The sequence below is a fragment of the Streptomyces sp. NPDC058796 genome (genome assembly GCF_042745235.1).
Taxonomy (GTDB): domain Bacteria; phylum Actinomycetota; class Actinomycetes; order Streptomycetales; family Streptomycetaceae; genus Streptomyces.
The window spans coordinates 1-20,911 of the sequence record NZ_JBHYOP010000008.1; the positions used below are offsets into that span (position 1 = coordinate 1).

At 72.2% G+C, this 20,911-nt stretch carries 23 protein-coding genes; 9 read left to right on the forward strand and 14 right to left on the reverse strand.

Annotated elements, in window-relative coordinates; genetic code table 11:
• Together ACFW47_RS20360 and ACFW47_RS20365 are read left to right on the forward strand one after the other, a co-directional pair.
• Window positions 1-351: sigma-70 family RNA polymerase sigma factor (locus ACFW47_RS20360; RefSeq protein ID WP_386306514.1), on the forward strand; the 351-nt coding region annotated here is incomplete at its 5' end.
• A gap of 147 nt (window positions 352-498) precedes the next feature.
• Window positions 499-942, forward strand: a complete 444-nt coding sequence (locus ACFW47_RS20365; protein WP_386282975.1) for an ATP-binding protein — start codon at window positions 499-501, stop codon at window positions 940-942.
• A 71-nt stretch (window positions 943-1,013) separates the two neighbouring features.
• Here ACFW47_RS20365 and ACFW47_RS20370 read toward each other — a convergent pair whose 3' ends face one another.
• A complete protein-coding gene (locus ACFW47_RS20370; RefSeq protein ID WP_386282978.1) occupies window positions 1,014-1,373 on the reverse strand; it encodes an STAS domain-containing protein in 360 nt (119 codons plus the stop codon).
• On the reverse strand, window positions 1,370-2,686 hold the full coding sequence (locus ACFW47_RS20375; protein ID WP_386306516.1) for a PP2C family protein-serine/threonine phosphatase: 1,317 nt from the start codon (window positions 2,684-2,686) through the stop codon (window positions 1,370-1,372). The genes ACFW47_RS20370 and ACFW47_RS20375 overlap by 4 nt, the downstream gene beginning before the upstream one ends.
• A gap of 200 nt (window positions 2,687-2,886) precedes the next feature.
• On the opposite strand from ACFW47_RS20375, the gene ACFW47_RS20380 reads away from it, so the two are divergent.
• Both ACFW47_RS20380 and ACFW47_RS20385 read left to right on the forward strand, forming a co-directional pair.
• The gene (locus ACFW47_RS20380) at window positions 2,887-7,044 is read left to right on the forward strand and encodes a SpoIIE family protein phosphatase (RefSeq protein WP_386306517.1); all 4,158 of its coding nucleotides are present in this window, start codon (window positions 2,887-2,889) and stop codon (window positions 7,042-7,044) included.
• Entirely contained in the window at window positions 7,044-7,340 is a 297-nt protein-coding gene (locus tag ACFW47_RS20385; protein ID WP_386282984.1) for an STAS domain-containing protein, read from the forward strand. Before ACFW47_RS20380 ends, ACFW47_RS20385 begins: the two co-directional genes overlap by 1 nt.
• Before the next feature lie 553 nt (window positions 7,341-7,893).
• On the opposite strand, the gene ACFW47_RS20390 is transcribed toward ACFW47_RS20385, so the two are convergent.
• Window positions 7,894-8,277, reverse strand: a complete 384-nt coding sequence (locus ACFW47_RS20390; RefSeq protein ID WP_386282986.1) for an STAS domain-containing protein — start codon at window positions 8,275-8,277, stop codon at window positions 7,894-7,896.
• 108 nt (window positions 8,278-8,385) lie between these two features.
• Here ACFW47_RS20390 and ACFW47_RS20395 point away from each other — a divergent pair, with 108 nt between their 5' ends.
• Together ACFW47_RS20395 and ACFW47_RS20400 are read left to right on the forward strand one after the other, a co-directional pair.
• A complete protein-coding gene (locus tag ACFW47_RS20395; protein WP_386282988.1) occupies window positions 8,386-8,724 on the forward strand; it encodes a helix-turn-helix transcriptional regulator in 339 nt (112 codons plus the stop codon).
• Between the two features lie 126 nt (window positions 8,725-8,850).
• Window positions 8,851-9,411, forward strand: coding sequence for a DUF6328 family protein (locus ACFW47_RS20400; protein ID WP_386282990.1), 561 nt, complete (start codon window positions 8,851-8,853; stop codon window positions 9,409-9,411).
• Window positions 9,412-9,568: 157 nt separating this feature from the next.
• On the opposite strand, the gene ACFW47_RS20405 is transcribed toward ACFW47_RS20400, so the two are convergent.
• The 9 genes from ACFW47_RS20405 to paaA all read right to left on the reverse strand — a co-directional run bounded on the left by ACFW47_RS20405 (window position 9,569) and on the right by paaA (window position 16,387).
• Window positions 9,569-9,727 carry a DUF6207 family protein gene (locus tag ACFW47_RS20405; protein ID WP_386306518.1) on the reverse strand — a complete coding sequence of 53 codons (159 nt, stop codon included), beginning with the start codon at window positions 9,725-9,727 and terminating at the stop codon, window positions 9,569-9,571.
• Window positions 9,728-10,025: 298 nt separating this feature from the next.
• On the reverse strand, window positions 10,026-10,856 hold the full coding sequence (locus ACFW47_RS20410; protein WP_386306520.1) for an alpha/beta hydrolase family protein: 831 nt from the start codon (window positions 10,854-10,856) through the stop codon (window positions 10,026-10,028).
• A complete protein-coding gene (locus tag ACFW47_RS20415) occupies window positions 10,846-11,694 on the reverse strand; it encodes a tryptophan 2,3-dioxygenase (RefSeq protein WP_386282997.1) in 849 nt (282 codons plus the stop codon). Before ACFW47_RS20415 ends, ACFW47_RS20410 begins: the two co-directional genes overlap by 11 nt.
• A 25-nt stretch (window positions 11,695-11,719) precedes the next feature.
• Window positions 11,720-12,496, reverse strand: a complete 777-nt coding sequence (locus tag ACFW47_RS20420) for an SDR family oxidoreductase (protein WP_386282999.1) — start codon at window positions 12,494-12,496, stop codon at window positions 11,720-11,722.
• 62 nt (window positions 12,497-12,558) lie between these two features.
• On the reverse strand, window positions 12,559-13,650 hold the full coding sequence (locus ACFW47_RS20425; protein ID WP_386306804.1) for a 2Fe-2S iron-sulfur cluster-binding protein: 1,092 nt from the start codon (window positions 13,648-13,650) through the stop codon (window positions 12,559-12,561).
• A 41-nt stretch (window positions 13,651-13,691) separates the two neighbouring features.
• Window positions 13,692-14,204 carry a 1,2-phenylacetyl-CoA epoxidase subunit PaaD gene (gene paaD / locus ACFW47_RS20430; protein ID WP_386283005.1) on the reverse strand — a complete coding sequence of 171 codons (513 nt, stop codon included), beginning with the start codon at window positions 14,202-14,204 and terminating at the stop codon, window positions 13,692-13,694.
• Complete coding sequence (gene paaC, locus ACFW47_RS20435; protein WP_386306806.1) at window positions 14,201-14,941, reverse strand: 1,2-phenylacetyl-CoA epoxidase subunit PaaC; 741 nt, start codon at window positions 14,939-14,941, stop codon at window positions 14,201-14,203. Before paaC ends, paaD begins: the two co-directional genes overlap by 4 nt.
• A gap of 130 nt (window positions 14,942-15,071) precedes the next feature.
• Window positions 15,072-15,383 (reverse strand): 1,2-phenylacetyl-CoA epoxidase subunit PaaB, encoded by a 312-nt coding sequence (gene paaB / locus ACFW47_RS20440; protein WP_386283007.1) that lies wholly within the window; start codon window positions 15,381-15,383, stop codon window positions 15,072-15,074.
• Complete coding sequence (paaA, locus tag ACFW47_RS20445) at window positions 15,380-16,387, reverse strand: 1,2-phenylacetyl-CoA epoxidase subunit PaaA (protein ID WP_386306521.1); 1,008 nt, start codon at window positions 16,385-16,387, stop codon at window positions 15,380-15,382. Before paaA ends, paaB begins: the two co-directional genes overlap by 4 nt.
• 336 nt (window positions 16,388-16,723) lie before the next feature.
• Here paaA and ACFW47_RS20450 point away from each other — a divergent pair, with 336 nt between their 5' ends.
• The 3 genes from ACFW47_RS20450 to ACFW47_RS20460 all read left to right on the forward strand — a co-directional run bounded on the left by ACFW47_RS20450 (window position 16,724) and on the right by ACFW47_RS20460 (window position 19,324).
• The gene (locus ACFW47_RS20450; protein ID WP_019328959.1) at window positions 16,724-16,990 is read left to right on the forward strand and encodes an acyl carrier protein; all 267 of its coding nucleotides are present in this window, start codon (window positions 16,724-16,726) and stop codon (window positions 16,988-16,990) included.
• Window positions 16,990-18,474 carry a class I adenylate-forming enzyme family protein gene (locus ACFW47_RS20455; RefSeq protein WP_386283013.1) on the forward strand — a complete coding sequence of 495 codons (1,485 nt, stop codon included), beginning with the start codon at window positions 16,990-16,992 and terminating at the stop codon, window positions 18,472-18,474. The genes ACFW47_RS20450 and ACFW47_RS20455 overlap by 1 nt, the downstream gene beginning before the upstream one ends.
• 103 nt (window positions 18,475-18,577) lie before the next feature.
• On the forward strand, window positions 18,578-19,324 hold the full coding sequence (locus ACFW47_RS20460) for an enterobactin synthetase (protein WP_386283015.1): 747 nt from the start codon (window positions 18,578-18,580) through the stop codon (window positions 19,322-19,324).
• Window positions 19,325-19,382: 58 nt separating this feature from the next.
• Here the strand turns inward: ACFW47_RS20460 and ACFW47_RS20465 are convergent, their stop codons facing one another.
• Both ACFW47_RS20465 and ccrA read right to left on the reverse strand, forming a co-directional pair.
• Window positions 19,383-19,580 carry an antitoxin gene (locus ACFW47_RS20465; RefSeq protein WP_386306522.1) on the reverse strand — a complete coding sequence of 66 codons (198 nt, stop codon included), beginning with the start codon at window positions 19,578-19,580 and terminating at the stop codon, window positions 19,383-19,385.
• Between the two features lie 98 nt (window positions 19,581-19,678).
• On the reverse strand, window positions 19,679-20,908 hold the full coding sequence (ccrA, locus tag ACFW47_RS20470) for a crotonyl-CoA carboxylase/reductase (RefSeq protein WP_386306523.1): 1,230 nt from the start codon (window positions 20,906-20,908) through the stop codon (window positions 19,679-19,681).
• Window positions 20,909-20,911: the final 3 nt, after the last annotated feature.

The following is a 20,911-nucleotide window of genomic DNA, read 5'->3' on the forward strand; positions in this document are numbered from 1 at the left end:
CTGATGAGCCTGCCGGAGGACGAGGTCGTCGAGGCCCGCCTCGCGGCGAACGGCTACAACTCCGCGTCGCTGGACGCCGCCATCGGCGGCAGCGAGGACGGCGAGTCGGCCCTGGCGGACTTCATCGGCGCCGACGACGCCGCACTGGCGCTCGTCGACGACTTCCACGCGCTCGCCCCGATGATCGCCGAGCTCGACGAACGGGACCGGCAGATCATCCACTGGCGGTTCGTCGAGGAACTCACCCAGAAGGACATCGGCGAACGCCTCGGCGTCTCGCAGATGCACGTGTCCCGGCTCATCTCCCGCCTGCTGACCCGCCTGCGCGAAGGCATGCTCAGCACAGCCTGAGGCCGGACCGGAACCTCGGCCGCCGCTTTACCGGCCGACGAGTACGGTGACCGGCGGAAGCGGAACTATCGTAGGAACACAGAGGATGCTCTCATCGCTCGGGAGGCGTCGGAGCGCGCATGGCTCGGGGGTAACGTGGCGGCTGGCATGGGTGAGACCGGTCTGGACTCGATGCGGCGGGCACCGGACGGTGCGGATCCGCGGACGGCTTCGGTGAGGTTCCGGCGGCAGGCGCTGCGCATCGCCGACGCCCGTCACTTCGCGGCCGAGTATCTCACCCGCTCGCAGCGGGGCCGACCGTCGCCGCTGCCGGAGAGCGCGTCGGAGGCCGTCCACCTGGTGGTGAGCGAGCTGATCACGAACGCGGTCAAGTACGGGGCCGATCCCATCGAACTCACCCTGAGCCTTACGGACGACTCGGTGACCGTCACCGTACGGGACGGTGACACCACACTGCCGGCTCCCAGGCCCGCCGATCCCGCCCGCGTCGGTCAGCACGGTCTGGAGATCGTGGCGGCGTTGAGCCAGGCCGTCGACGTAAGGCGCGAGCCGTCCGGCAAGCGCATCACCGCGCGGATCGCCCTCGGCTGATCCTGCGGCCGCTGGGTAGGGCCCCGCACGCGAACCCCGCACAACAAGCCGGTGCCAAGTGCGTCCCGCGGTCACCGTCCCAAGGACGCGATGGCCGCCTCGGTGTCGGGGTGGAACGTGAAGACCTGATCGAGGCCCACGACGGAGAAGACACGCATCTGGTCCGGACGGACACCGGCCAGACTGAGCGGCGAACCGGTCGCCTGCGCCCTCTGGTAGGCGCCGATGAGCACGGTGATGCCCGTCGAGTCGCAGTAGGTCAGGCCGGAGAGGTCGATAACCACCCCCTCGTCTCCGAAGGGGGCGTCCTTGACCGCCTCGCTCAGCAGCTGGGAGGTGTGGTGGTCCATCTCGCCCGACACCTCCAGGACGAAGGGACCCGACGGGGTCGCGTGCGGTGTGACGGTCAACAGGTGCTCTGGGTCGTTCACCGGTTCTCCTGGATGCGGGATGCGAAGGGTACGGGTACGGACAGCGCGAGGAGAGCGGTGTCGTCGGTGACGCCCTCGCCCAAGCACTCCAGCAGTGTCTCGACCGACTGCAGCAGCTGGTCCGCCGTGCGAGGGGCCGTTGCGGCCAGGTGCCGGGTCAGGCCGTCCTCGTCGAGCATTCTGCCGTCGGACGTGCGTGCTTCGGTCAGACCGTCCGTGTACAGCAGGAGGCATTCACCCGGGAAGAGCCGTGCGGTGGTCTGGACGAACTGCGGACTGGGCAGCATGCCAATGAGCTGGCCACCCGCCGTGGAGATCGCCTGCACGGACCCGTCCGCGCGCAGGGCGAGGGCGGACGGGTGCCCGCCGCCGGCGAGCGTGACGGAGTAGGAGCCGTCGGGCATGGGCTGCAGGACGCCGAACACCGCGGTGCAGTAGCGGGGGTCACTGCCCTGGTACTCCCCCTTGAGGACGACGTCCAGGTTGGCCAGCGCCGCGCAGGGATCCGGGTCGTAGATGGCGGCGGCCCGCAAGGTGTAGCGCGTTAGGGAGGTGAGCGCGGCAGCGTCGGCGCCCTTGCCGCACACGTCGCCCAGGAAGAACGCCCACCGGCCGTCGTCCAGGGGGAAGAGGTCATAGAAGTCCCCGCCCACCTCGTCGGCGGAGGCCGTGTGATAGGCGGCCGCCACCTGCAGTCCGGGGACGTCGGGCAGGGCGGGCGGCAGGAGTGTCCGCTGCAGGGCACGTGCGAGACGCTCTGCCTCAGCGCGCCGTTCGCGCTCGGCCGCGACCGTGCGGATGGCCGACAACCGCAGTTCGAGTTCGTCCATGACCAGCGCGGCCAAATCCTTCAGGGCCTCGAGCTGGTCGTCGGTGGGCCGGCGGGGCCGGGTGTCCAGGACGTCCACCGTGCCCAGGCGCTGTCCGTCGGCCGTGGTGATCGGTGCGGCGGCGTAGAAGCGGACGCCGAGGTCGCCGCGCACGAGCGGGTTCGCGAACGCGCGGGCATCCGAGTCGGCGTCGGTCACCACGTAGGGCTCGCCGTGCAGGATGGCGGAGGCGCACAGCCCCGGCTCCCGGTCGGTCTCGGTGATCCCGTCGAGGCCGTGGGCGGCTTTGAACCAGATCCGGTCGGTGTCGACGATCGCCACTGTGGCCATGGGGGCGTCGAACAGGCGGGCAGCCAGCGACGCGATCCGGTCGAAGGCGCCGTCAGGCGGTGTGTCCAGTATGTGGTAGCGGCGGACGGCGGCCAGCCGCGCCTCCTCGGCGACCGGTGCTGTCGGCCCGGCCTGCACGGAGCTCGCCGTCATCGTTTCCCCTGCTCGTCGTACCCGGCCTGGTCATGACCGTCCGGGCAGCATGTACCCCCTCAGCTGGCCTATCCTACGAAGCCGTCGCGACTTGTGGGCATGCCCCCCGGGTTTTCCGCTGGTCCGCGGCGATGGCGGTGAAGTGACGGCGCAGTTACCCGCCGACGCGGCCGTCCGGCGACGTGACGAAAGGGAGTGCGGTGGAGCGTTCGCAAGACGCTGGCTGCGAGGTCCCGGCTGCGACCGGGGGAAGCGTTTTCACTGCCGACGAGGAGATCGGCTCGGATCTCGCCGCGGTGGACTGGTCGGCGACTCCGCTCGGCCCGCCGGAGCAGTGGCCGCAGAGCCTGCGGACCGCGGTCAGCATCCTGCTGTCCTCCCGGTTCTCCATGTGGATGGCGTGGGGCCCCGACCTGACGTTCTTCTGCAACGCCGCATACCGGCGCGACACGCTGGGCGGCAAGTATCCGTGGGCCCTGGGCCGGCCGGCGCGCGAGGTGTGGGCGGAGATCTGGGACGACATCGGTCCGCGCATCGACACCGTCATGAGTACGGGAGAGGCGACCTGGGACGAGGGCCTGCTGCTCTTCCTGGAGCGGTCCGGCTACACGGAGGAGAGCTACCACACCTTCTCCTACAGTCCCCTGCGTGACGACCGGGGCACCGTGGTCGGCATGCTCTGCGTGGTCAGCGAGGACACTCAGCGAGTCATCGGCGAGCGCCGCATGGCGACACTGCGCGATCTCGGCTCCGACCCGAGTGTGGTACGGACCGAGGAGGAGTGGCTCGCCTTCGCCAACCACCAGCTGAACGCCAACAGGCGCGACCTGCCGTTCACGCTGACGTACCTCCTGGCGGACGACGGCTCCGCGCGCCTCGCGGGCTCGACGGGGCTCGGCGAGGGGCACCCCGCTGCTCCCGGGACCCTGCCGGGCGGCGCCTCCGGCGTGTGGCCCGTGACGGCTCTGACGCACGGTGAGTCGGTGCTGGTTCCGCTCGAAGACGCTCCCTTCGCGGGGTTGCCGGCCGGCGACTGGCCCCGGCCGCCCTCGCACGCGCTGGTCCTCCCGCTCCTCCAGCAGGGTGGCTCGCCCTACGGGTTCCTGGTGGCCGGGCTCAACCGCTACCGTGCCCTGGACGACGGCTACCGCGGGTTCGTCGAGCTGGTCGCGGGGCACCTGGCGGCGGGTATCGCGAGCGCCCGCAGTTACGAGGCCCAGCAGCGGCGGGCCGAGGAACTGGCGGAGCTGGACCGGGCCAAAACGGCCTTCTTCTCCAACATCAGCCACGAGTTCCGCACCCCTCTCACGCTGATCATGGGACCGGTGGACGAGCTGCGCTCCCGGCTGTCGGGGGCAGACGCCCACGTGCGCGAGGAACTGGAGGTCGTCCACCGCAACGGCCTGCGCCTCGGCAAACTGGTCAACTCCTTGCTGGACTTCTCCCGCATCGAGGCCGGCCGTATGCAGGCCCGCTACGAGCCCGCCGACCTGTCCCTGCTCACCGCCGACCTGGCCAGCGTGTTCCGCTCCGCCATCGACAAGGCCGGCCTGGACTTCCGCATCGACTGCGCGGAGCTTCCCGAGCCGGTCCACATCGACCGCGGCATGTGGGAGAAGGTGATCCTCAACCTGCTGAGCAACGCGTTGAAGTTCACCTTCGACGGCTCGATCCACGTGTCCGTACGCGCCGCGCAGACGCACGCCGTCGTCACCGTCGCCGACACCGGCATCGGTGTGCCGGCCGCGGAGATGCCGCGGCTGTTCGAACGGTTCCACCGGATCGAGAACGCCCGCTCCCGCTCCAACGAGGGCAGCGGCATCGGTCTGGCCCTGGTGAAGGAGCTGGTGGGACTGCACGGCGGAACCATCACCGCCGACAGCACCGAGGGCGAGGGCACCTGCTTCACCGTCAGCCTGCCGTTCGGCTCCGCCCACCTGCCCCCCGAGTCCCTCGCCCCTGCCGAGAGCGGCTGGGGAGCGTCGACCGCCGACCCCTATCTGCAGGAGGCGCTGCGCTGGCTTGCGGACGAGGACGCCTCGGACGCGCGAACGGCGGTGACCGCCACCGACGCGTCGGGCTACGCCACGGCCACCTCCGTCCCGGCACAGATCCTGGTCGCCGACGACAACGCCGACATGCGCGAGTACCTCACGAGGCTACTCAAGGGGGCCGGCTACCAGGTGCGCACCGCCGACGACGGCCTGTCGGCCCTGCGGACGGTCCGCGCCGACTCCCCCGACCTGGTCATCAGTGACGTGATGATGCCCGGCCTGGACGGCCTCGGCCTCGTGGCCGCGCTGCGCACCGACCCGCGAACCGCTTCGCTGCCCGTGGTACTGCTCTCGGCCAGGGCCGGGCAGGAGGCGTCCATCGAGGGCTTGCAGGCCGGCGCCGACGACTATCTCGTCAAGCCGTTCGCCGCCGCCGAGCTCCTCGCCCGCGTACGGGCCAACATCGAGCTGGCACGGCTGCGCAACCATCAGGCACGCTGGCGCCAGGCGCTGGTGGACTCCTTGCAGGAGGCGTTCTTCGTCTGCGACGAGGAGGGCGCCGTCATCGAGATCAACGCGGCGTTCACCGACATCCTCGGTTACACCCCCGACGGCCTCCCCTACCAGCCGGTCCATCCCTGGTGGCCGGACGCCGACGCCGATCCCGAGGCACATCGCGAGGTGGACGAGGCCTTCGCCCGACTGCTCAACGATCCCAAGGGCTCCTACACCATCCCCGTCACCCACCGCGACGGGCACCGCCTGTGGGTGACGGCCACCTTCAACCAGGCGCAGGACCCGGACACCGGGCGCAAGGTCACCGTCGGCACCTTCCGCGACGTCACCGCCGAGCACTACGCCGTGCAGCGCGAGAGCGCGCAGGCCGCCCTGGGCATGCGGCTCACCCAGGCGACCAGTTCTCCCGAGGCCCTCGCCGGCTCGCTGACGGTCCTCAAGGAACTATGGCGCGCCGAGTGTGTGCTGGCCGCCGTAGCGACCTCCGGGCAGGACGTCTCGGTCACGGCGACCGACGCCGGTCTGCGTTGGCGGGATCTGCCCTCCGAGCGCCGGGAGCGGCTGTCGGCCTGGCTCGACGGTCCTCTGCTGACCCCCGTCGAAGAACCCTCCGGCGCGGGCATCACCGTCAGTCACCCGGAAGGGAGGATGGTGCTGTGGATCGATCTCGGCGACCACCGGCCCTTCACCGGCGAGGACCAGCTCCTGCTCTCCCTCCTCGCCGGTCAACTCGCGCAGGGCCTGGCGCGCGCCCACCAGATCGACCAGCAGCGCGAGACGGCGATCGCCCTGCAGCGCTCCATCCTCGGTCCGGCGAACCTCCCCGACGGCTTCGCCGTCCGCTACGAGCCCGCCACCCCTCCCCTGGAGGTCGGCGGGGACTGGTACGACACCGTCCGGCTTCCGGACGGCCGCATCGGCATCGTCGTCGGCGACTGCGTCGGCCGCGGCCTCGAAGCGGCCACCGTCATGGGGCAGTTGCGCAGCGCGTGCCGGGCACTGCTGCTGCAGGACTCCGGCCCCGCCCAGACCCTGATGGCACTGGATCACTTCGCCGCGGGCATCACCGGCGCCATGTGCACCACCGTGTTCTGCGGCGTCCTCGATCCGGGCACCGGCAGGCTCACCTATTCCAGCGCCGGGCACCCGCCGGGCATCCTCGCCCTTCCCGACGGCACCACCGTCCTGCTCGACGACGGGCGTTCCGTGCCGTTGGCCGTGCGCCCCGGGAGGGAGCGTCCGGAGGGCACGTGCACCGTTCCCGCCCGCGCCACGCTCCTGCTGTACACCGACGGTCTCGTGGAACGCCGGCGCCGTCCGCTGACGGCGGGCATAGACCAGGCCGGTGAAGCCGTCCAGGCGGGGCGCGACGTGGCCGTCGACGACCTCGCCACGCATGTCATGTCGCAGCTTGCGCCGTCCGGCGGCTTCGACGACGACGTGGCTCTCCTCCTGTACCGCCATCCGGCTCCCCTGGAGGTGGCCTTCCCGGCGGAATCATCGCAACTGGCCCCGGTGCGCAAAGCGTTGCGCAGCTGGCTCACCCAGTGCGAACTCCCCCCGCACACCGTGCAGAACGTGCTGGTCGCGGCCGGAGAGGCCTGCGCGAACGCCATCGAGCACGGTCACCGGGACGCTCCTGGTGACACGGTCCGGCTCCGTGCCGAGGCCCTGGTGGACGACCTGCACCTGACGGTCGCCGACACCGGCCGCTGGAGGACGCCGCAGCCTGGCGAGAACAGCCACCGTGGCCGAGGCGTCGCGCTGATGCGGGCGCTGATGCACCAGGTCACCATCACCTCCGGCACCGCCGGCACCACCGTCGACATGCACACGAGGATTGCCTGATGACCACGCTCCTGACCCTGACGCCCAGTCGACGGCCCGATGGCGTCACTCAGCTGACAGCCGTCGGCGAGATCGACATGAGCAACACGGAGGCCCTCGCCAGGGCGATCGAGACAACGGACGGTCCGCTCGTCATCGACTTGACCGAGGTCGAGTACCTCGACAGCGCCGGCCTGAGCGTCCTCTTCCGCCACATCGACCGGATCCAGCTCATCGCCACCCCGCTCCTGGCGCCCGTACTGGAAGTCTCGGGCCTGGCCGACCTCACCACCGTGCATGGTCCGGATGGTGCCTGACCGCCCGTCCCTGTCCCCGGCGGCTCCGGCCGACTACCGGTGACGTGTCCGGGTGGGCGCTCACGCGGTCCGTCGGCCCGATCGGCGGCCACCGCGTGGGCGCCGCACTCCGGTGGAGTGCTCGGACCGACCGGGCGCCTCTTCGGTGACGACCTGATCATCAGCGCCCCAGTCCGGGGCGAGGAACAGGTTCCGCCACTGTGGTGCCGGAACGTCGGCGGCCGGCCCACTCACCGTCTCACCGCGCTGCCGAAGCCGAATATCGCTCATACCTGACTTCCACTTCCTCATGTGCTCGAGTCGCCGCCGCTCCGTCGACGCATCCAGATGCTTCACGAATCCCGGGCTGCATCGCCGTGGACTGGCGGTTCACGCGGCCAGGACCTCGTCCCCCACGGGGGCGGCGGTGCGCTCGGCGAACTGTTCGAGTCTCCATCACGCCTGACAGCCACCGTCCGCGGCTGGAGGGGGCAGGCAGAACGTCGAATGCCCGGAACACTCAGCTCCAATCCACACGACTTGCGTTCACCCCAGGCCCGGCACGCGGTGGCCCCTAGGCCGCAGCGGCCTCGTCCACTGTCGCCCGTACCTTCAAGAGGGCATCGACGCCCGTCAGTTGCAAGAGTCGCAGCACTTGCCGCGTCGGCGCGGCCACCCGGAAGTCGGTCGCCTGGTGGGTGAGAATCAACAGACTCAGCAGGGTGGAGTCGGCGAACGTGATACCGGACGCGTCCAGAACCACCTTCGGACTTTTCTCGGCCGCGTTCCTCAGTGCATCGGCGAGCGGCTCGACCGAGTTGATGTCGTACGCGCCCCGGGCGCCGACGACCCAGGCGCCGTTCGTTGCGTACTGCGTTTGTGTGGGCGAGTCCAGGGCCGGGGCTCGACTCCGGCCGATGTGGCGCGAGCACCCTGCGACCGCTTCATCCAAAGACACCCTCGGATCCCTCCTACGTCTCCCACGGGGATGGAACATGTCACCCCTAGCACGAAAAGGATGTCATGTATTGGCTGTCACGCCAAGACGGTCCCTAGAATGCTGTACATGGTTGAAGTGCCTGAATCTCACTCCGGATGGACGTTCGTCACCAACCACGCGCGTGTGCTGGCGGCCATCGCCGACAAGCCGAACGTGCGGATCCGTGATATCGCCGCCCACTGCAGACTCACCGAGCGCGCCGTCCAGCGGATCATCTCGGACCTGGAACAGGACGGCTACCTCTCCCACACCCGCGACGGGCGCAGCAACATCTACCGTATCGAGCCGGACAGAGTTCTGCGTCACCCTGCGGAAGCAGGACTGACCGTGGCCGCTTTGCTGTCCCTGCTCGTTCGGGACGAGACCGACCACGGGCGGTCGGCCGGCTCCAGCGCAGCCCGCTGACGGCGTACCAGGTCTCCGAGTCGCAGGAAGTCACTCCCAACCCCAGAAGAATCGTCAGGTGCCTTCTGCATGTGAACGGCTTCAACGGGCACATGCACGTTCCATGACGGGAGGGGAACGACGATCATGACGACTGAGCCGATCACCTGGTCGGAGGCGAATCCCAGCGGCTGCGGTGCGTGCGGAGGACACGGCCCCGAGGCCCTGGACGAGGCGCCAGAGACGCCGCGCGAGCGCGTCAACCGCCGGTGGAACGAGATCATGCAGGAAACGCGCGTCGCTCAGACGGGCGTCCAGATCCTCTTCGGCTTCCTGCTCAGCGTCGCCTTCACACCTCTCTTCCACGACCTGGGAACGTTCGAGCACGCCGCCTACGTCCTCACCGTGGTCTCGGGTGCCACGGCCACCGCCTGCCTGATCGCCCCGGTCTCCATCCACCGCTTCCTGTCGGGGCAGCGGATGAAGGACGAGATGGTGGAGGTGGCGCATCGCCTGATGATGTGCGGCATGCTCCTGATGGCCGTGACCATCGGGTGCACGCTCCTCCTGATCCTGCACGTGGTTGTGCCGGGACTCCTGGCGAAACTGCTCGTCGCCGGTGTCATGGCCTGGTTCGCCCTGTCGTGGTACGCCCTCCCCCTGTGGCTCCGTCGCCGGTCCGCCAGGCGCGCGGCCCGGGACGAGTGAAACTCACCCCGGGACGCTCCCGGCCGGCTGCTGCGTCTCCACCAGTGAGCGCGGCGGCCCTCGGCTCACCTCCGCCACGACCCGTGAAGGGGGACGCCCGCCGACCCACGGATTCAGCGGTGACCACCACGGGAGCCAGGCCGGTTCAGGGGCTGGCTCAGGTCGAGGCAGCAGCGCAGTCGGACATCCGCCTGGCGGGCGTCCCGGATCGTGTGTCCACGGATGTCGCCGCCCACTGTGCGCCCAGCGCCGTGTGGGACGCGAAGGCGGTCTCGTCCTCGGCCACGTCGACGACAGCCAGGCCGTGCGCAGACACCGCTTACCGGCCCGTCCCTCCTGGACCACGATCTGGTCTTCGCCGCTACCGGGCCCCTGCCGTTCACCGCCCGGTCCGGCCCTCGAAGAAGCTTGACCCGGCGGCTGCGGCGCAGCCCGCCGCGGTCCCACATCGCATCGGTGTTCACTGATCGGACGGACACATCCGATCAACTGGCCAATCCATCAAAGTGACACGCGCTAGCCGGCCCGGTCGAGCCCTCGCAGCCGGGATCGAGGGCGAGCGGCCAGGTCGGACGGCCGTCGGGCTCGTTCCGGCCTGGACCGCGGCTCCCACGTCACCGGACCGTGCCGCTCCTCTCAGGGGTGAAGGCGGCCGTCATCTCCCGCAGGGTGCCGGTGACCGCGCGGGCGGCGGGTGCTCCCGGTTCGATGAGGGTGTAGTGGCCGGTACCGGGCAGGACGACCGTTCTGAGGTCCCGGTGCGCGGCCGCGTAGTCGCTGAACTGGGTGAGCGGGACCTCCTCGTCGGCGGCCCCGTGCAGCAGCACGGTCGGCACGCCGGTGGTGCCGGTGCCGCGCAGCAGGGTGAGGGGGTCCACCTGTCGGCACCGTTCGCCGAAGTACTCCTCGCCGCCGAGGAGTTGCAGCGCGGCGTCGTCGCTGAGGCCGTCGCGTCGGGTGGCGGTGAGATCGGTGAGCGGGGCGAGGGCGAGCACGCTCGTCGGCAGCGTGTGCGTGTGCCAGCGGGAGCCCGGTGGCAGCAGTCCCCGGGCCGCGCACCACAGCGCCAGGTGACCGCCGGAGCAGTGACCCGCCAGGACGTAGGGCCGCCCTTCGGGCAGGGTGTCCACGACGCGGGAGACGTCGTCGAAGGTCTCCGGGTATCCGCCCGCGCCCCCGGAACGGCGGAAGCCGGGGAGCAGCACGTCGAAGCCCTGCTCGGACAGGTACGCCGCGAACGGGGTCAGGTGCATCCGGTCGTAGCGCCAGTAGCCGCCGTGCAGCAGGATCACCAGCGGGGCGTCGGTGTCGCCGGACGGCCAGGCGTCGTAGGACTGGTGGGGATGGTCGCCGTAGCGGCCGTGCACCGGTGCCAGCACCGGCTTCAGGCTCAGGACCCGCTGCTCCTCCTCGGCTGCGAAGGCGGAGATCGCCCTAGACGTCACCGCGCACCTCCCACAGTTCGGGGAAGACCGGGCGGGCCGCGCGCCGCTCCAGCCAGGCGAGCCCTGCGGAACCGGCGCTCCCCGGTCTGGCGCCCATGGCGCGGCGGACCACCAGGGCGTGGTCGAAGCGCCAGCGGGTGACGAGTTCGGCGATGTCGGTGAGCAGTTCGCCGAGCGCCAGGTGGGGATGGTGCCGCGGTCCGGCGTAGACGTGCCGCCACACCTCCACGACCCCGGGGTCACTGGTGTACGGACGCGTCACGTCGCGCTCCCGGACGTGGCGCGGGACGGGCAGGCCCTGCCGGTGGAGGTACGCCAGCGCCTCGTCGTAGAGGGACGGTTCGCGGTAGGTCTCGGCGAGCGCCTCGTGGACCGCTCGGTCGCCCCGGTGGGCGCGCAGCAGGCCGGCGGACTTGTCGCCGAGGAGGAACTCCATGTGCCGGTACATCGCCGACTGGAAGCCCGACGCCTGGCCGAACGCGGCCCGGAAGCCGTTGAACTGTGCGGGGGTCAGTGCGGCGATGGGCGCCCAGGCGCCGCCCAGGGCGGTCAGGGCCCGGCGGCTGCGCGTCAGCGCGTCCGTGGCCGTGTGCAGGTCGTCCTTGGCGAAGGCCACCCGTGCCGTGCGCCACTCGTGCACGATCAGGGTGAACCACAGTTCCATCACCTGGGTGGTCACGAGGAAGCCCATCTCGTCCGGGGCCTCGGTGAGCGGCTGCTGCAGGGAGTTGAGTACGGAGGCGCGCACGTAGGTGTCGTACGGGCTCGCGCCCGTGAAGGGCCGGGTGAGGGCGGCGTCCGTCACCGGCTCGTCGAGGGCGGTCGTGCTGTCGTTCATCGCTTCTCCTGGGGGTGCGTACGGGTCACACGCCGAGGTGGGCGCCGCCGGAGGCGTCGATCCACTGACCGGTCACCCAGCGGGCGTCGTCGCTCGCGACGAACGAGACGACGTCGGCGACGTCCACCGGGTCGCCGAGCCTGCCGAAGGTGGAGGCCTCGGAGTAGCGACGGCGGATCTCCGGGACGGCGAGTGTGGGGTTGATCTCCGTCTCGGTGTAGCCGGGAGCGACGGCGTTGACCGTGATGCCCCGGGGGCCCAGCTCTTGGGCGAGGGAGAGGGTGAGGTAGTCGAGGGCCGCCTTGGTCATGGTGTACGCGACGATCGCCGGGAAGGCGACGCGCGTCGCGACGGAGGAGATGTTGACGATCCTGCCGCCGTCGCGCAGGCGGTCCAGGCCGCGCTGGACGATGAAGAACGGTGCCTTGGTGTTGACGGCGAAGACACGGTCGTAGTCGGCCTCGGTGACGTCGGCGATTCGCCGGGGGACGGTGATGCCCGCGTTGTTGACGAGGATGTCCAGGCCCGTGGGCGCGCCCTGCTTCGCGAGCGCGCGGTCGAAGGCGGCCCAGAGGGCGTCGGCGTCGCCGGGGACACCGAGTTCGGCGTGCACCGGGAAGGCGCGGCCGCCGTCGGCCTCGATCTCCTTGACCGTCCGCTCGGCGGCCGTCAGGTCGTGTCCGTAGTGGACCGCCACCAGGGCGCCCTCGCGGGCGAGGCGGCGGCTGATGGCTCTGCCGATGCCGCGGCTGCCTCCGGTGACCAGGGCGGTCTTTCCGTCGTGGCGGGCGGCGGTGGTCATGGTGGGGCTCCTTCGGTGAGGGGTGGGGCGGCCGAACGGCCGGGGGCGGGGCAGGGCTCGGGTCAGGCGTCGAAGTCGAGGGTCACCTCGGGGGTGCGGGGCCGGGCCCGGCAGGCGAGGGTGTATCCGGCGGCGTGGTCGCGCTCGTCCAGGGCGTACTGGCGGTCCGCCCTCACCTGTCCGGAGACGACCTTGGCGCGGCAACTGCCGCACAGGCCCTCGCGGCAGGCGTACGGCACGTCGGGGTGGGCGCGCAGCAGCGCGTCGAGGAGGGCCGAGTCGTGGGGCAGAACGACGGCGACGCGGCGGCGTCCGTCGAGCAGGGCGGTGACTCGGACCCGTCCCGCGTCGGCCGCCGGCGCCGGCTCCGGTGCTTGCGGGGCCCGTGGTGCCGTCGTGAACAGTTCCTGCCGGACGAGTGCCGGATCGGCTCCCCGGTCCGTGAGGACCCGCCGTGCGGTGTCGATGAGGCCGGGCGGTCCGCACAGGGCGAAGGTGGTGTCCGGGCCGGGGCGGGCGTCCAGGGCCGCCAGGAGGCGGCGCAGCCCGTCCTCGTCGAGCCGCCGCGCGAGCGGGCCGCCACCACTCCCCCGGTCCTCGCGGGTCAGTACGTGCAGGACCGTGAAGCGGTCGACGAACTCGTCCTTCAGTTCGGCCAGTTCGTCGGCCAGCAGGGCGTCGGCGGAGGTGGGGACCGAGTGGACGAGGCTGACGCGGCAGGCCGCATCGCGGCGCAGCGCGTGGGCGGCCATCGGGGCCAGAGGGGTGATGCCGGAGCCGCCCGCGATCAGGACGTGGTGGGCGCCGGACAGCTCCGGCAGGGCGAAGGTCCCGGTGGGCGGGGAGAGTTCCAGGTGGTCGCCGGGTGCGAGGACGGTGGCCACGTGGGCGCCGAAGCCGTCGGGGCGGCCCCGCTTGATCACCAGACGCAGTGTCTCGGGGGCGTGCGGGGGCGGGCAGATCGAGTAGCTGCGGCGCAGTTCGGCGCCGGCTTCGCGGTGCCGGACGGTGACGTGCTGGCCGGCACGGTGGGTGAAGACGGCGCGCAGGGCGTCGGGCACGTCGAGGGTGACGGCCACGGTGTCGGCGGTCAGGTGACGGACCTCGGTGACGCGGAGCCGGTACCGGCGGGCGGAGCGGGCGAGGCCGGCCAGCGGAGCGGGCGCGGTGGTGGTGGCGGTGTTCACGGTGGGCCTCACAGCGCGGTCACGTGGGGGAAGGGTTCGCGGCACGCCGTGCACCACCACACCGACTGGCAGCGGGACGGGCCGAAGGGGCTGTGCGGGCGGGTGGCGCGCGAACCGCAGTGCGGGCAGGGCACACCGCCCAGCCCGACGGGGACGGGACCGTCGGGGGCCGGGGACACGGGCGGGGCGATCCCGTGCGCGGCGAGCTTGCGCCGCCCTTCGGGAGTGATGCGGTCCGTCGTCCAGGGCGGCGCCAGGACCTGCCGTACGCGGCCGTCGGGATGGCCGCAGGCGGTCAGGACGTCCCGTACCGCGGCGGTGATCTCGGTCAGTGCGGGGCAGCCCAGGTAGGTGGGTGTGATCTCGACCTCCAGCACCCCGTCGGCACCCGGGGCGACGGAGCCCACCACGCCGAGGTCGCCCAGGCCGATGACCGGCAGTTCCGGGTCCGGAAGCGCCATCACCCGCTCGCGCACCTCCCGGACCGACCGGCGCGGCGTGGAGGGTGCCCGCCCGCTCACCAGGTGCCCCCGGGGAACTGGCGGCGCACCGACTGGAGTTCGGCGACGAGCGGGCCGAACTCCTCGGTGTGCAGGCCGGAACGGCCGCCCCTGGCCGACCAGGTGGGCGCGGGCACGGCGAGTCCCGCCTCGGTGACGACGCCCGTCACGCGGTGGAGCCACGTCTCGCGCAGCGGTGCCGGCGAGGGCACCGTGCCGGAGGCCGACAGGCGGCGCAGTACCTCGTCCTCCTCGAAGAGTTCACCGGTGTACGGCCACACCCGTTCCAGGCCGTGGCGCATGCGGCGGGCACTCTCCTCGGTGCCGCGGCCCAGCGTCACCGTCCAGCGGTCCGCGTGCAGCCGGTGGAAGGCCACCTCCTTGGCGGCCCGCGCCCCGAACGCGGCGAGTTCGGTGTCGGGGCAGTGCGTGAGCGTCTCGTAGTACAGGACGGCGTAGTGGGTGTAGGCGAGCTGCCGGGCCACGGTCGTCGCGAAGTCGCCGTTGGGGAGTTCGGTCAGCAGGGTGTTGGTGAACTCTCGGTCCGTGCGGCCGTAGGCGAAGTCGTCCTCGGTGCGGCCGGTGCCGTCGAGGCGTCCGGCGCGGGTGAGCAGGGTGCGGGCGTGGCCGACGAGGTCGAGGGCGATGTTGGACAGGGCCAGGTCCTCGTCGAGGGTCGGCGCGCGGGTGATCCACTGGCACAGGCGCTGTCCGAGGACGAGGGCGTCGTCGCCGAGGCGCTGGAGGTGGAGCGCCAGGTCGGCGGCCGAGCCGGCCGGCGGGGCCCCCGGCGCGGTGCCCGCTGTCCCCCTCGAGGTGCCGGTCGCCGGGGCCGACGTCGGCGTGGACGCCTCCGAGACGTCGGTGGTCGCGGGCTTCGTCGGGGCGTCACGCGTCGTGCTCACCTTCGGGGCCTTTCTCGGTCAGCGGCGCGAAGTGCTCGGGGTGGCGGTACGGCTTGTGTCGGGCGGCGGCGAAGTACGGGTCGCGTTCGTCCGGGGAGGCCGTGTGGACGGCGTCGGAGCGGACGACCCACAGCGACAGCGGCTCGCCCCGGCGCGTGTACAGGTCGCGGGCCGCGGCCAGCGCCGCGTCGGGGCCGGGCGCGCGCACCGATCCCACGTGCTGGTGGGCCAGGCCACGGCGGACTCGCAGGAAGACCTCCCAGGACGCCGGAACGCCCTCCCGTGCCCCGCTCATCCGGCCTGTCCTCCCGTCTTGTCCGACCGGGCGGCGTACGCGGCGGCCTCCCGGACCCAGGCGCCGTCCTCGTGGGCGGCCCGGCGGTGGGCGATCCGCTGCCTCGCCCAGTGGGTGTCGTCGCCCAGGGCCCGGCGGTAGGTGTCCCAGTCGACGGGGGTGAAGTCGTAGTGACCGCGCTCCTCGTTCCAGCGGATCGCCGGGTCGGGCAGGGTCAGGCCGATGCGTTCGGCCTGCGGGACGCAACTGTCGACGAAGCGCTGGCGCAGCTCGTCGTTGGTGTGGTGCTTGATGCCCCAGGCCCGCGCGCGGCGGGAGACGGCGGCGCCCGGTGCGGCGGTCCGCGCGTCGGCGCCGCCCGGTGCGGTGTCGGGCGGCCCGAACATCAGGGCCACGGCCGGCAGCCACCACCGGTTCACCGCGTCCTGCGCCATCTGCTTCTGCTCGGGTGTTCCCTCGCACAGGGCGCGCATCAGGTCGTAGCCCTGCCGTACGTGGAAGGCCTCCTCCTGGCAGACGCGGCGCATGGCGCGGGCGTACGGGCCGTAGGAGGTACGGCACAGGGGTGCCTGGTTGATGACGGCGGCGCCGTCCGTCAGCCACGCGATGGCACCGGTGTCGGCCCAGGTCAGCGCGGGGTGGTTGAAGGTGGCGGAGGCACGCTGCTGCCCGCGGTGCAGCGCGTCCAGCAGGTCGGCGCGGTCCACGCCGAGCGTCTCAGCGGCGGAGTACAGGTACAGGCCGTGTCCGGCCTCGTCCTGGACCTTGGCGATGAGGACCGACTTGCGGTGCAGGGACGGGGCACGGGTGAGCCAGGCGCCCTCCGGTTGCATGCCGATGATCTCGGAGTGGGCGTGCTGGGCGATCTGGCGGACCAGCATGCGCCGGTACCCGTCGGGCATCCAGTCGCGCGGTTCGACCGTCCCGCCGGCGGCGACGAGGGCGTCGAAGTGCGCCGGCGGCTCGTCCTCGGGCGCGGCACTGACGGCAGGGGGCGCGGTCACCGGGCACCACCGGCGCGTCCGGTGCCGGCCGGCGTGGCCGTGGGGCGCGACGGGCACCCTCCCGGGGCCCGGACCCGTACCGGCTGCCTGGGCACTCACATCACTCCTTCGGCTCGGGACGCCCCGCGACCGGCCGCCGGGGCCGCGCGGAGCGGATCGTCTCGTTGCGGTAAGAGGCCGGACGGGCGGCCCGGCTATCCCCGCGTGCGGCGGTTCGGCCGCGTGACAAAGCTCACGGGGCGGCCGAGGGAGTGGGAGCCGCCGGCGCCCGCCTCTTGTGGGGGTGACAGTCGAGAACCGCACGGCGGCCGGCACGCCGAGGCGAAAGGGGAAACCATGAGCACCATCAGGGAGTTGCTGGTCGAACTCACGGGCACGGCCGAGTACGCCGACCAGGTCGGCGACGACGTGGACCTGGCTGCCAGCGGCATCGATTCGGGGGATCTGGTGCGCCTCGTGCTGCTGGTCGAACAGCGCCTCGGCGTGGAGATCACCGCCGAGGACATGGAGGGGCTGCGCACGATCGCCGACTACGAGCGCTTCGTGGCCGGGCACTCGGCCGCCGGTGCGAGCGGCGTCGCCGGTGCGAGCGGCGGTGCGTGATGTGGCTGACGCAACTGCTGGAACGCAACCGCCAGTGCCGGCCCGGCCGCACCGCCCTGGTGGACGAGGAACGCAGCGTCACCTGGGCCGAGTTCCACGACCGCACGCTGGAACTGGCGCGCGGACTGGCCGAGCTGGGCATCGAGCGGGGTGACCGGGTCGCCGTGCTGTCCAAGGACCGGATCGAGGTTCTGGAGAGCTACTTCGCGCTCGCCCGGCTCGGGGCGCTGTTCGTACCGCTGAACCACAGTCTGGCCGAGCCCGAGGTCGCCGGGATCATCGAGCGCGTCGGGGCGGTGGCCGTCATCGGCGAGTCGGAACTGCTGGACCGGCATCCCGAGCTGCCGGCGTCGGTGCGCATCAGGCTCGCCCTCGACAAGCCCGCCTTCGAGGCGCTGGGCACCCTCGCCGCCGAGCGCGACCTGCCGGAGGTCGCCGACACCGACCCGATCGCCGTGCTGCACACCTCGGCGACCACCGGTCGGGCCAAGGGGGTCACCGTCGACAGCGGGTCGTTCCGGGCCATCGCCCTGGGCTGGCTCGTGATGGCCCGGCCCACCGACGACATCGTCATGGTCAACTGCTGCCCGCTGTACCACGGCAGCATGGTCGTGTCCCTGACCTATCTGGCGGCCGGCGCCACCGTCGTCCTGATGCCCGGCTTCACGCCGCAGCGGGCGCTGACCGCGGTGGAGCGGCACCGCGCCACCCACATGTGGCTCGTGCCGCAGATGCTGCGCTTCATGCTCCAGGCCAAGGCGTCCCACCGCACCGACCTGTCCTGCCTGCGGGAGATCCTGTACGGCGCCGCCCCCATGCCGCTCGACGTCTACGCCGACGCGGTCGAACGGCTGGGCTGCGGCTTCCGGCAGGTGTACGGGATGACCGAGGTGGGCGGCCCGTTCGTCACCCTCGGCCCCGACGAGCACCCCGCACCTGGAGACGTCACCGCCCGCATCCCGTGCGGGCGGGTTGTGCCCGGCATGTCCGCCCGCGCGGTGGACGAGTGCGGCCGGGAACTGCCCCCCGGCGAGATCGGCGAGATCGTGGTGCGCGGGCCGGGCGTCATGCGGGGCTACTGGAACGACCCGCAGGCCACCCGGGACATCACCCTCGACGGCTGGATCAGGACGGGCGACCTCGGCTTCATGGACGACGAGGGCCGCATCAGCCTGGTGGACCGCACCAAGGACGTCATCATCCGTGCCGGCCAGAACGTCTACCCCTCGGAGATCGAGCGCGCCCTGCTGACCCACCCATCCGTACGGGACGCGGCGGTCGTGGGCGTGCCCGACGAGGACTACGGCGAGGTACCGCTGGCGTACGTCGTCCCGGAGCCGGGTGCGGACCCGGGCGCGGCGGTGCTCCTCGGGCACGTCAAGGGGCTGCTCGCGCCGTACAAGTGGCCGCGGCGCGTGGAGTTCATCGAGCAGGTGCCGCGCAACCCCGCCGGGAAGATCGTCAAGAAGCTGCTGCGGGCGTGAGCGGGTGCCGCGTCGTACGGCGAGAACCGGGCGCCCCGCGTCGGCCGGGCCGGCCGTGACACGGGCCTCGCGGCCGACCGGGGCCGATCGCGATCCCGCCGACGTGGTCGGTGAGGTGTCCGTACTGCGCCCGCTGCTGGCCGCCGCCGGGCTCGGTCTGGGCATCGCGACCGTCCGGGAGCCGGGTCCGCGGCCGGCGGGGCCCGCCGAGGCGGCCGCGGCCGCCTCGATGCCGGCTCGGCGCCGGCTGGAGTTCCTGGCCGGCCGGCGCGCCGCCCGCCGAGCGCTGCGCGCGGTGGGCCTGGACTGCGGTGAGATCCCCCGGTCGGGGCGGCTGCCGGTGTTCCCGCCGGGCCGGGCGGCGTCGATCTCGCACAGCGCCGGCATCGCCGTCGCCGTGGCCCGCCCGCCCGGCACGGACCTGCCGCTCGGCTGCGACCTGGAGCTGCGGCCCCTCCCCCGCGCGGCGGCCCGCCTGGTGCTGCGCGAGGACGAGGAGGAACTACTGGACGGCCGAGACGAACCGCTCGGCGCCGGTTCCCGGCCGACGGGCGCCGGCTGGACGGTGACGGAGCTGTTCTCCGCCAAGGAAGCGGCGTGGAAGGCCCTGGCCGGCACCGGCCTCGGCCTCGGCCCCGCGTGCCTCGGCGAGGCTGGGGAGGGGCCCCAGGGCCTGCGTCATGCCCGGCCCATAGTGAGCCTGCGCGACCTGCGGGTGGGCCCGGCGGGGGACCGTCTGTGCGTCGTCCGGCTGCGTGCGGACCCGGCACGCGCCGTGCGAGTGGGGGTGGTGCGCGTCGGGACCGGCGTGTTCGGCTGCGTCCTCGGCCCGTCCGCCACCTTCGGCTGAGCGCGCCCTCGCCGGCCCCGGCGCGGTGCGTCGGGACCGGCGAGGCAGTCGTGCCGGGTCAGCGTTCGGGCGTGCCGCCGCCGTCCCGGTAGGAGCGCCGTGCCGCGTCGGCGGCCTTGTCGGTGTGGGCGTCGTACTTGTTGCCCGTCCGCTGGTCGACCGCCCGCTCGGCGCCCGCGACGCCCTTGTCCGCCTGATCGGGGTGGCCCTTGGCCATCTGCTTGGCCTTGTTCATCATCTCGCCCAGCTTGCCCATGGGGTTCCTCCCGGTGGTGCGCGTGCCTCGTACCCCACCGCAGGTACCCCTCGGCGCCTGGGTGAATCAGCCCTTCCGGTTCATCTCCGTCACGCTCCTCACCCGCGGTCACCGACCCGTGCGGCCATGTTCCCGGCCGGGTGCCGGTTGTCGTGGACGAGCTGGTGGGCGAGGCCGATCTCGTCGAAGTCGAAGGTGCGGGACAGGCACGGGTCGACGATGCCCTGGTCGATCAGCCGGGTGACCTCCCGTGCCTCGCGGGCGGTGGCGACGTGCGAGCCCTGCAGGCGCTTCTGCCGCATCCACAGGAAGCGCAGGTCGACGTCGCCGTTGTAGCCGGTGGTGCCGCCGCACAGGACGACCATGCCGCCGTTGTCGCACAGGTACAGGGACGTGGGGACGGTGTCGGCGCCGGAGTGTTCCAGCACGACGCGCGGGCCGCGGCGCTCGCCGATGACCTCCCAGAAGGCCCGGCCGAAGGCGCGGGCGCCCGACAGCCAGCGGCCCATCGCCTCCTCGTCGGAGGTGTCCGGCAGCCTCCCCCAGTGGTCGAACTCCCGCCGGTCGATCCAGCCCTCGGCGCCCAGCTTGAGGCAGAACTCGCCGCGTTCCTCGCTGGAGACGACCGCGACGGGGATGCCGCCGACGTGCCGGACCAGCTGGATGGCGATGCAGCCGAGGCCGCCGGCCCCGCCCCAGATCAGCACGGGGTCGCCCGGGCGCACCGTGTGCGGCGGCCAGCCGAAGAGCTGGCGGTAGGCGGTGGCGGCGGTCGCCATGTAGCAGGCGGCCTGTGCCCAGGACAGCCGGGCGGGCTTGGGGTGGAGCATGTAGTCGTCGACGACCGCGAACTGGGCGAAGGAGCCGTAGTTCTCCTCGTAGCCCCAGACCCGCTGGCTGGCCGACCAGGCGGGTTCACCGCCGAGGCGGATGTCGTCGGCCTTCTCGTCCCAGCGGTTGGCGAGGACGACCACCTCGTCGCCGAGCTTCACCCCGCGCACGTCCTCGCCGACCGCCCAGACGATCCCGGACAGGTCGGAGCCGCCGATGTGGAAGTGCTCGGTGGCGCCCGCCTTCTGCCGGGCGGCGATCACGTCGAGCGGCGAACCGAGCGCCGCCCAGACGTTGTTGTAGTTGATGCCGGCGGCCATCACCTTCACCAGGACCTGTCCGCGGCCCACGGGCGGGACGTCGACCACCTCGGTCCGGAAGGCGTCGATGGGCTGTCCGTAGCGCTCACGGCGGATGAGCGAGGCGTACATCTGCTTCGGGGCGGTGCCGATCTCGGGCGCGTCGCCGAGTTCGTAGAGGTCCTGGGTCGGTCCCACGCT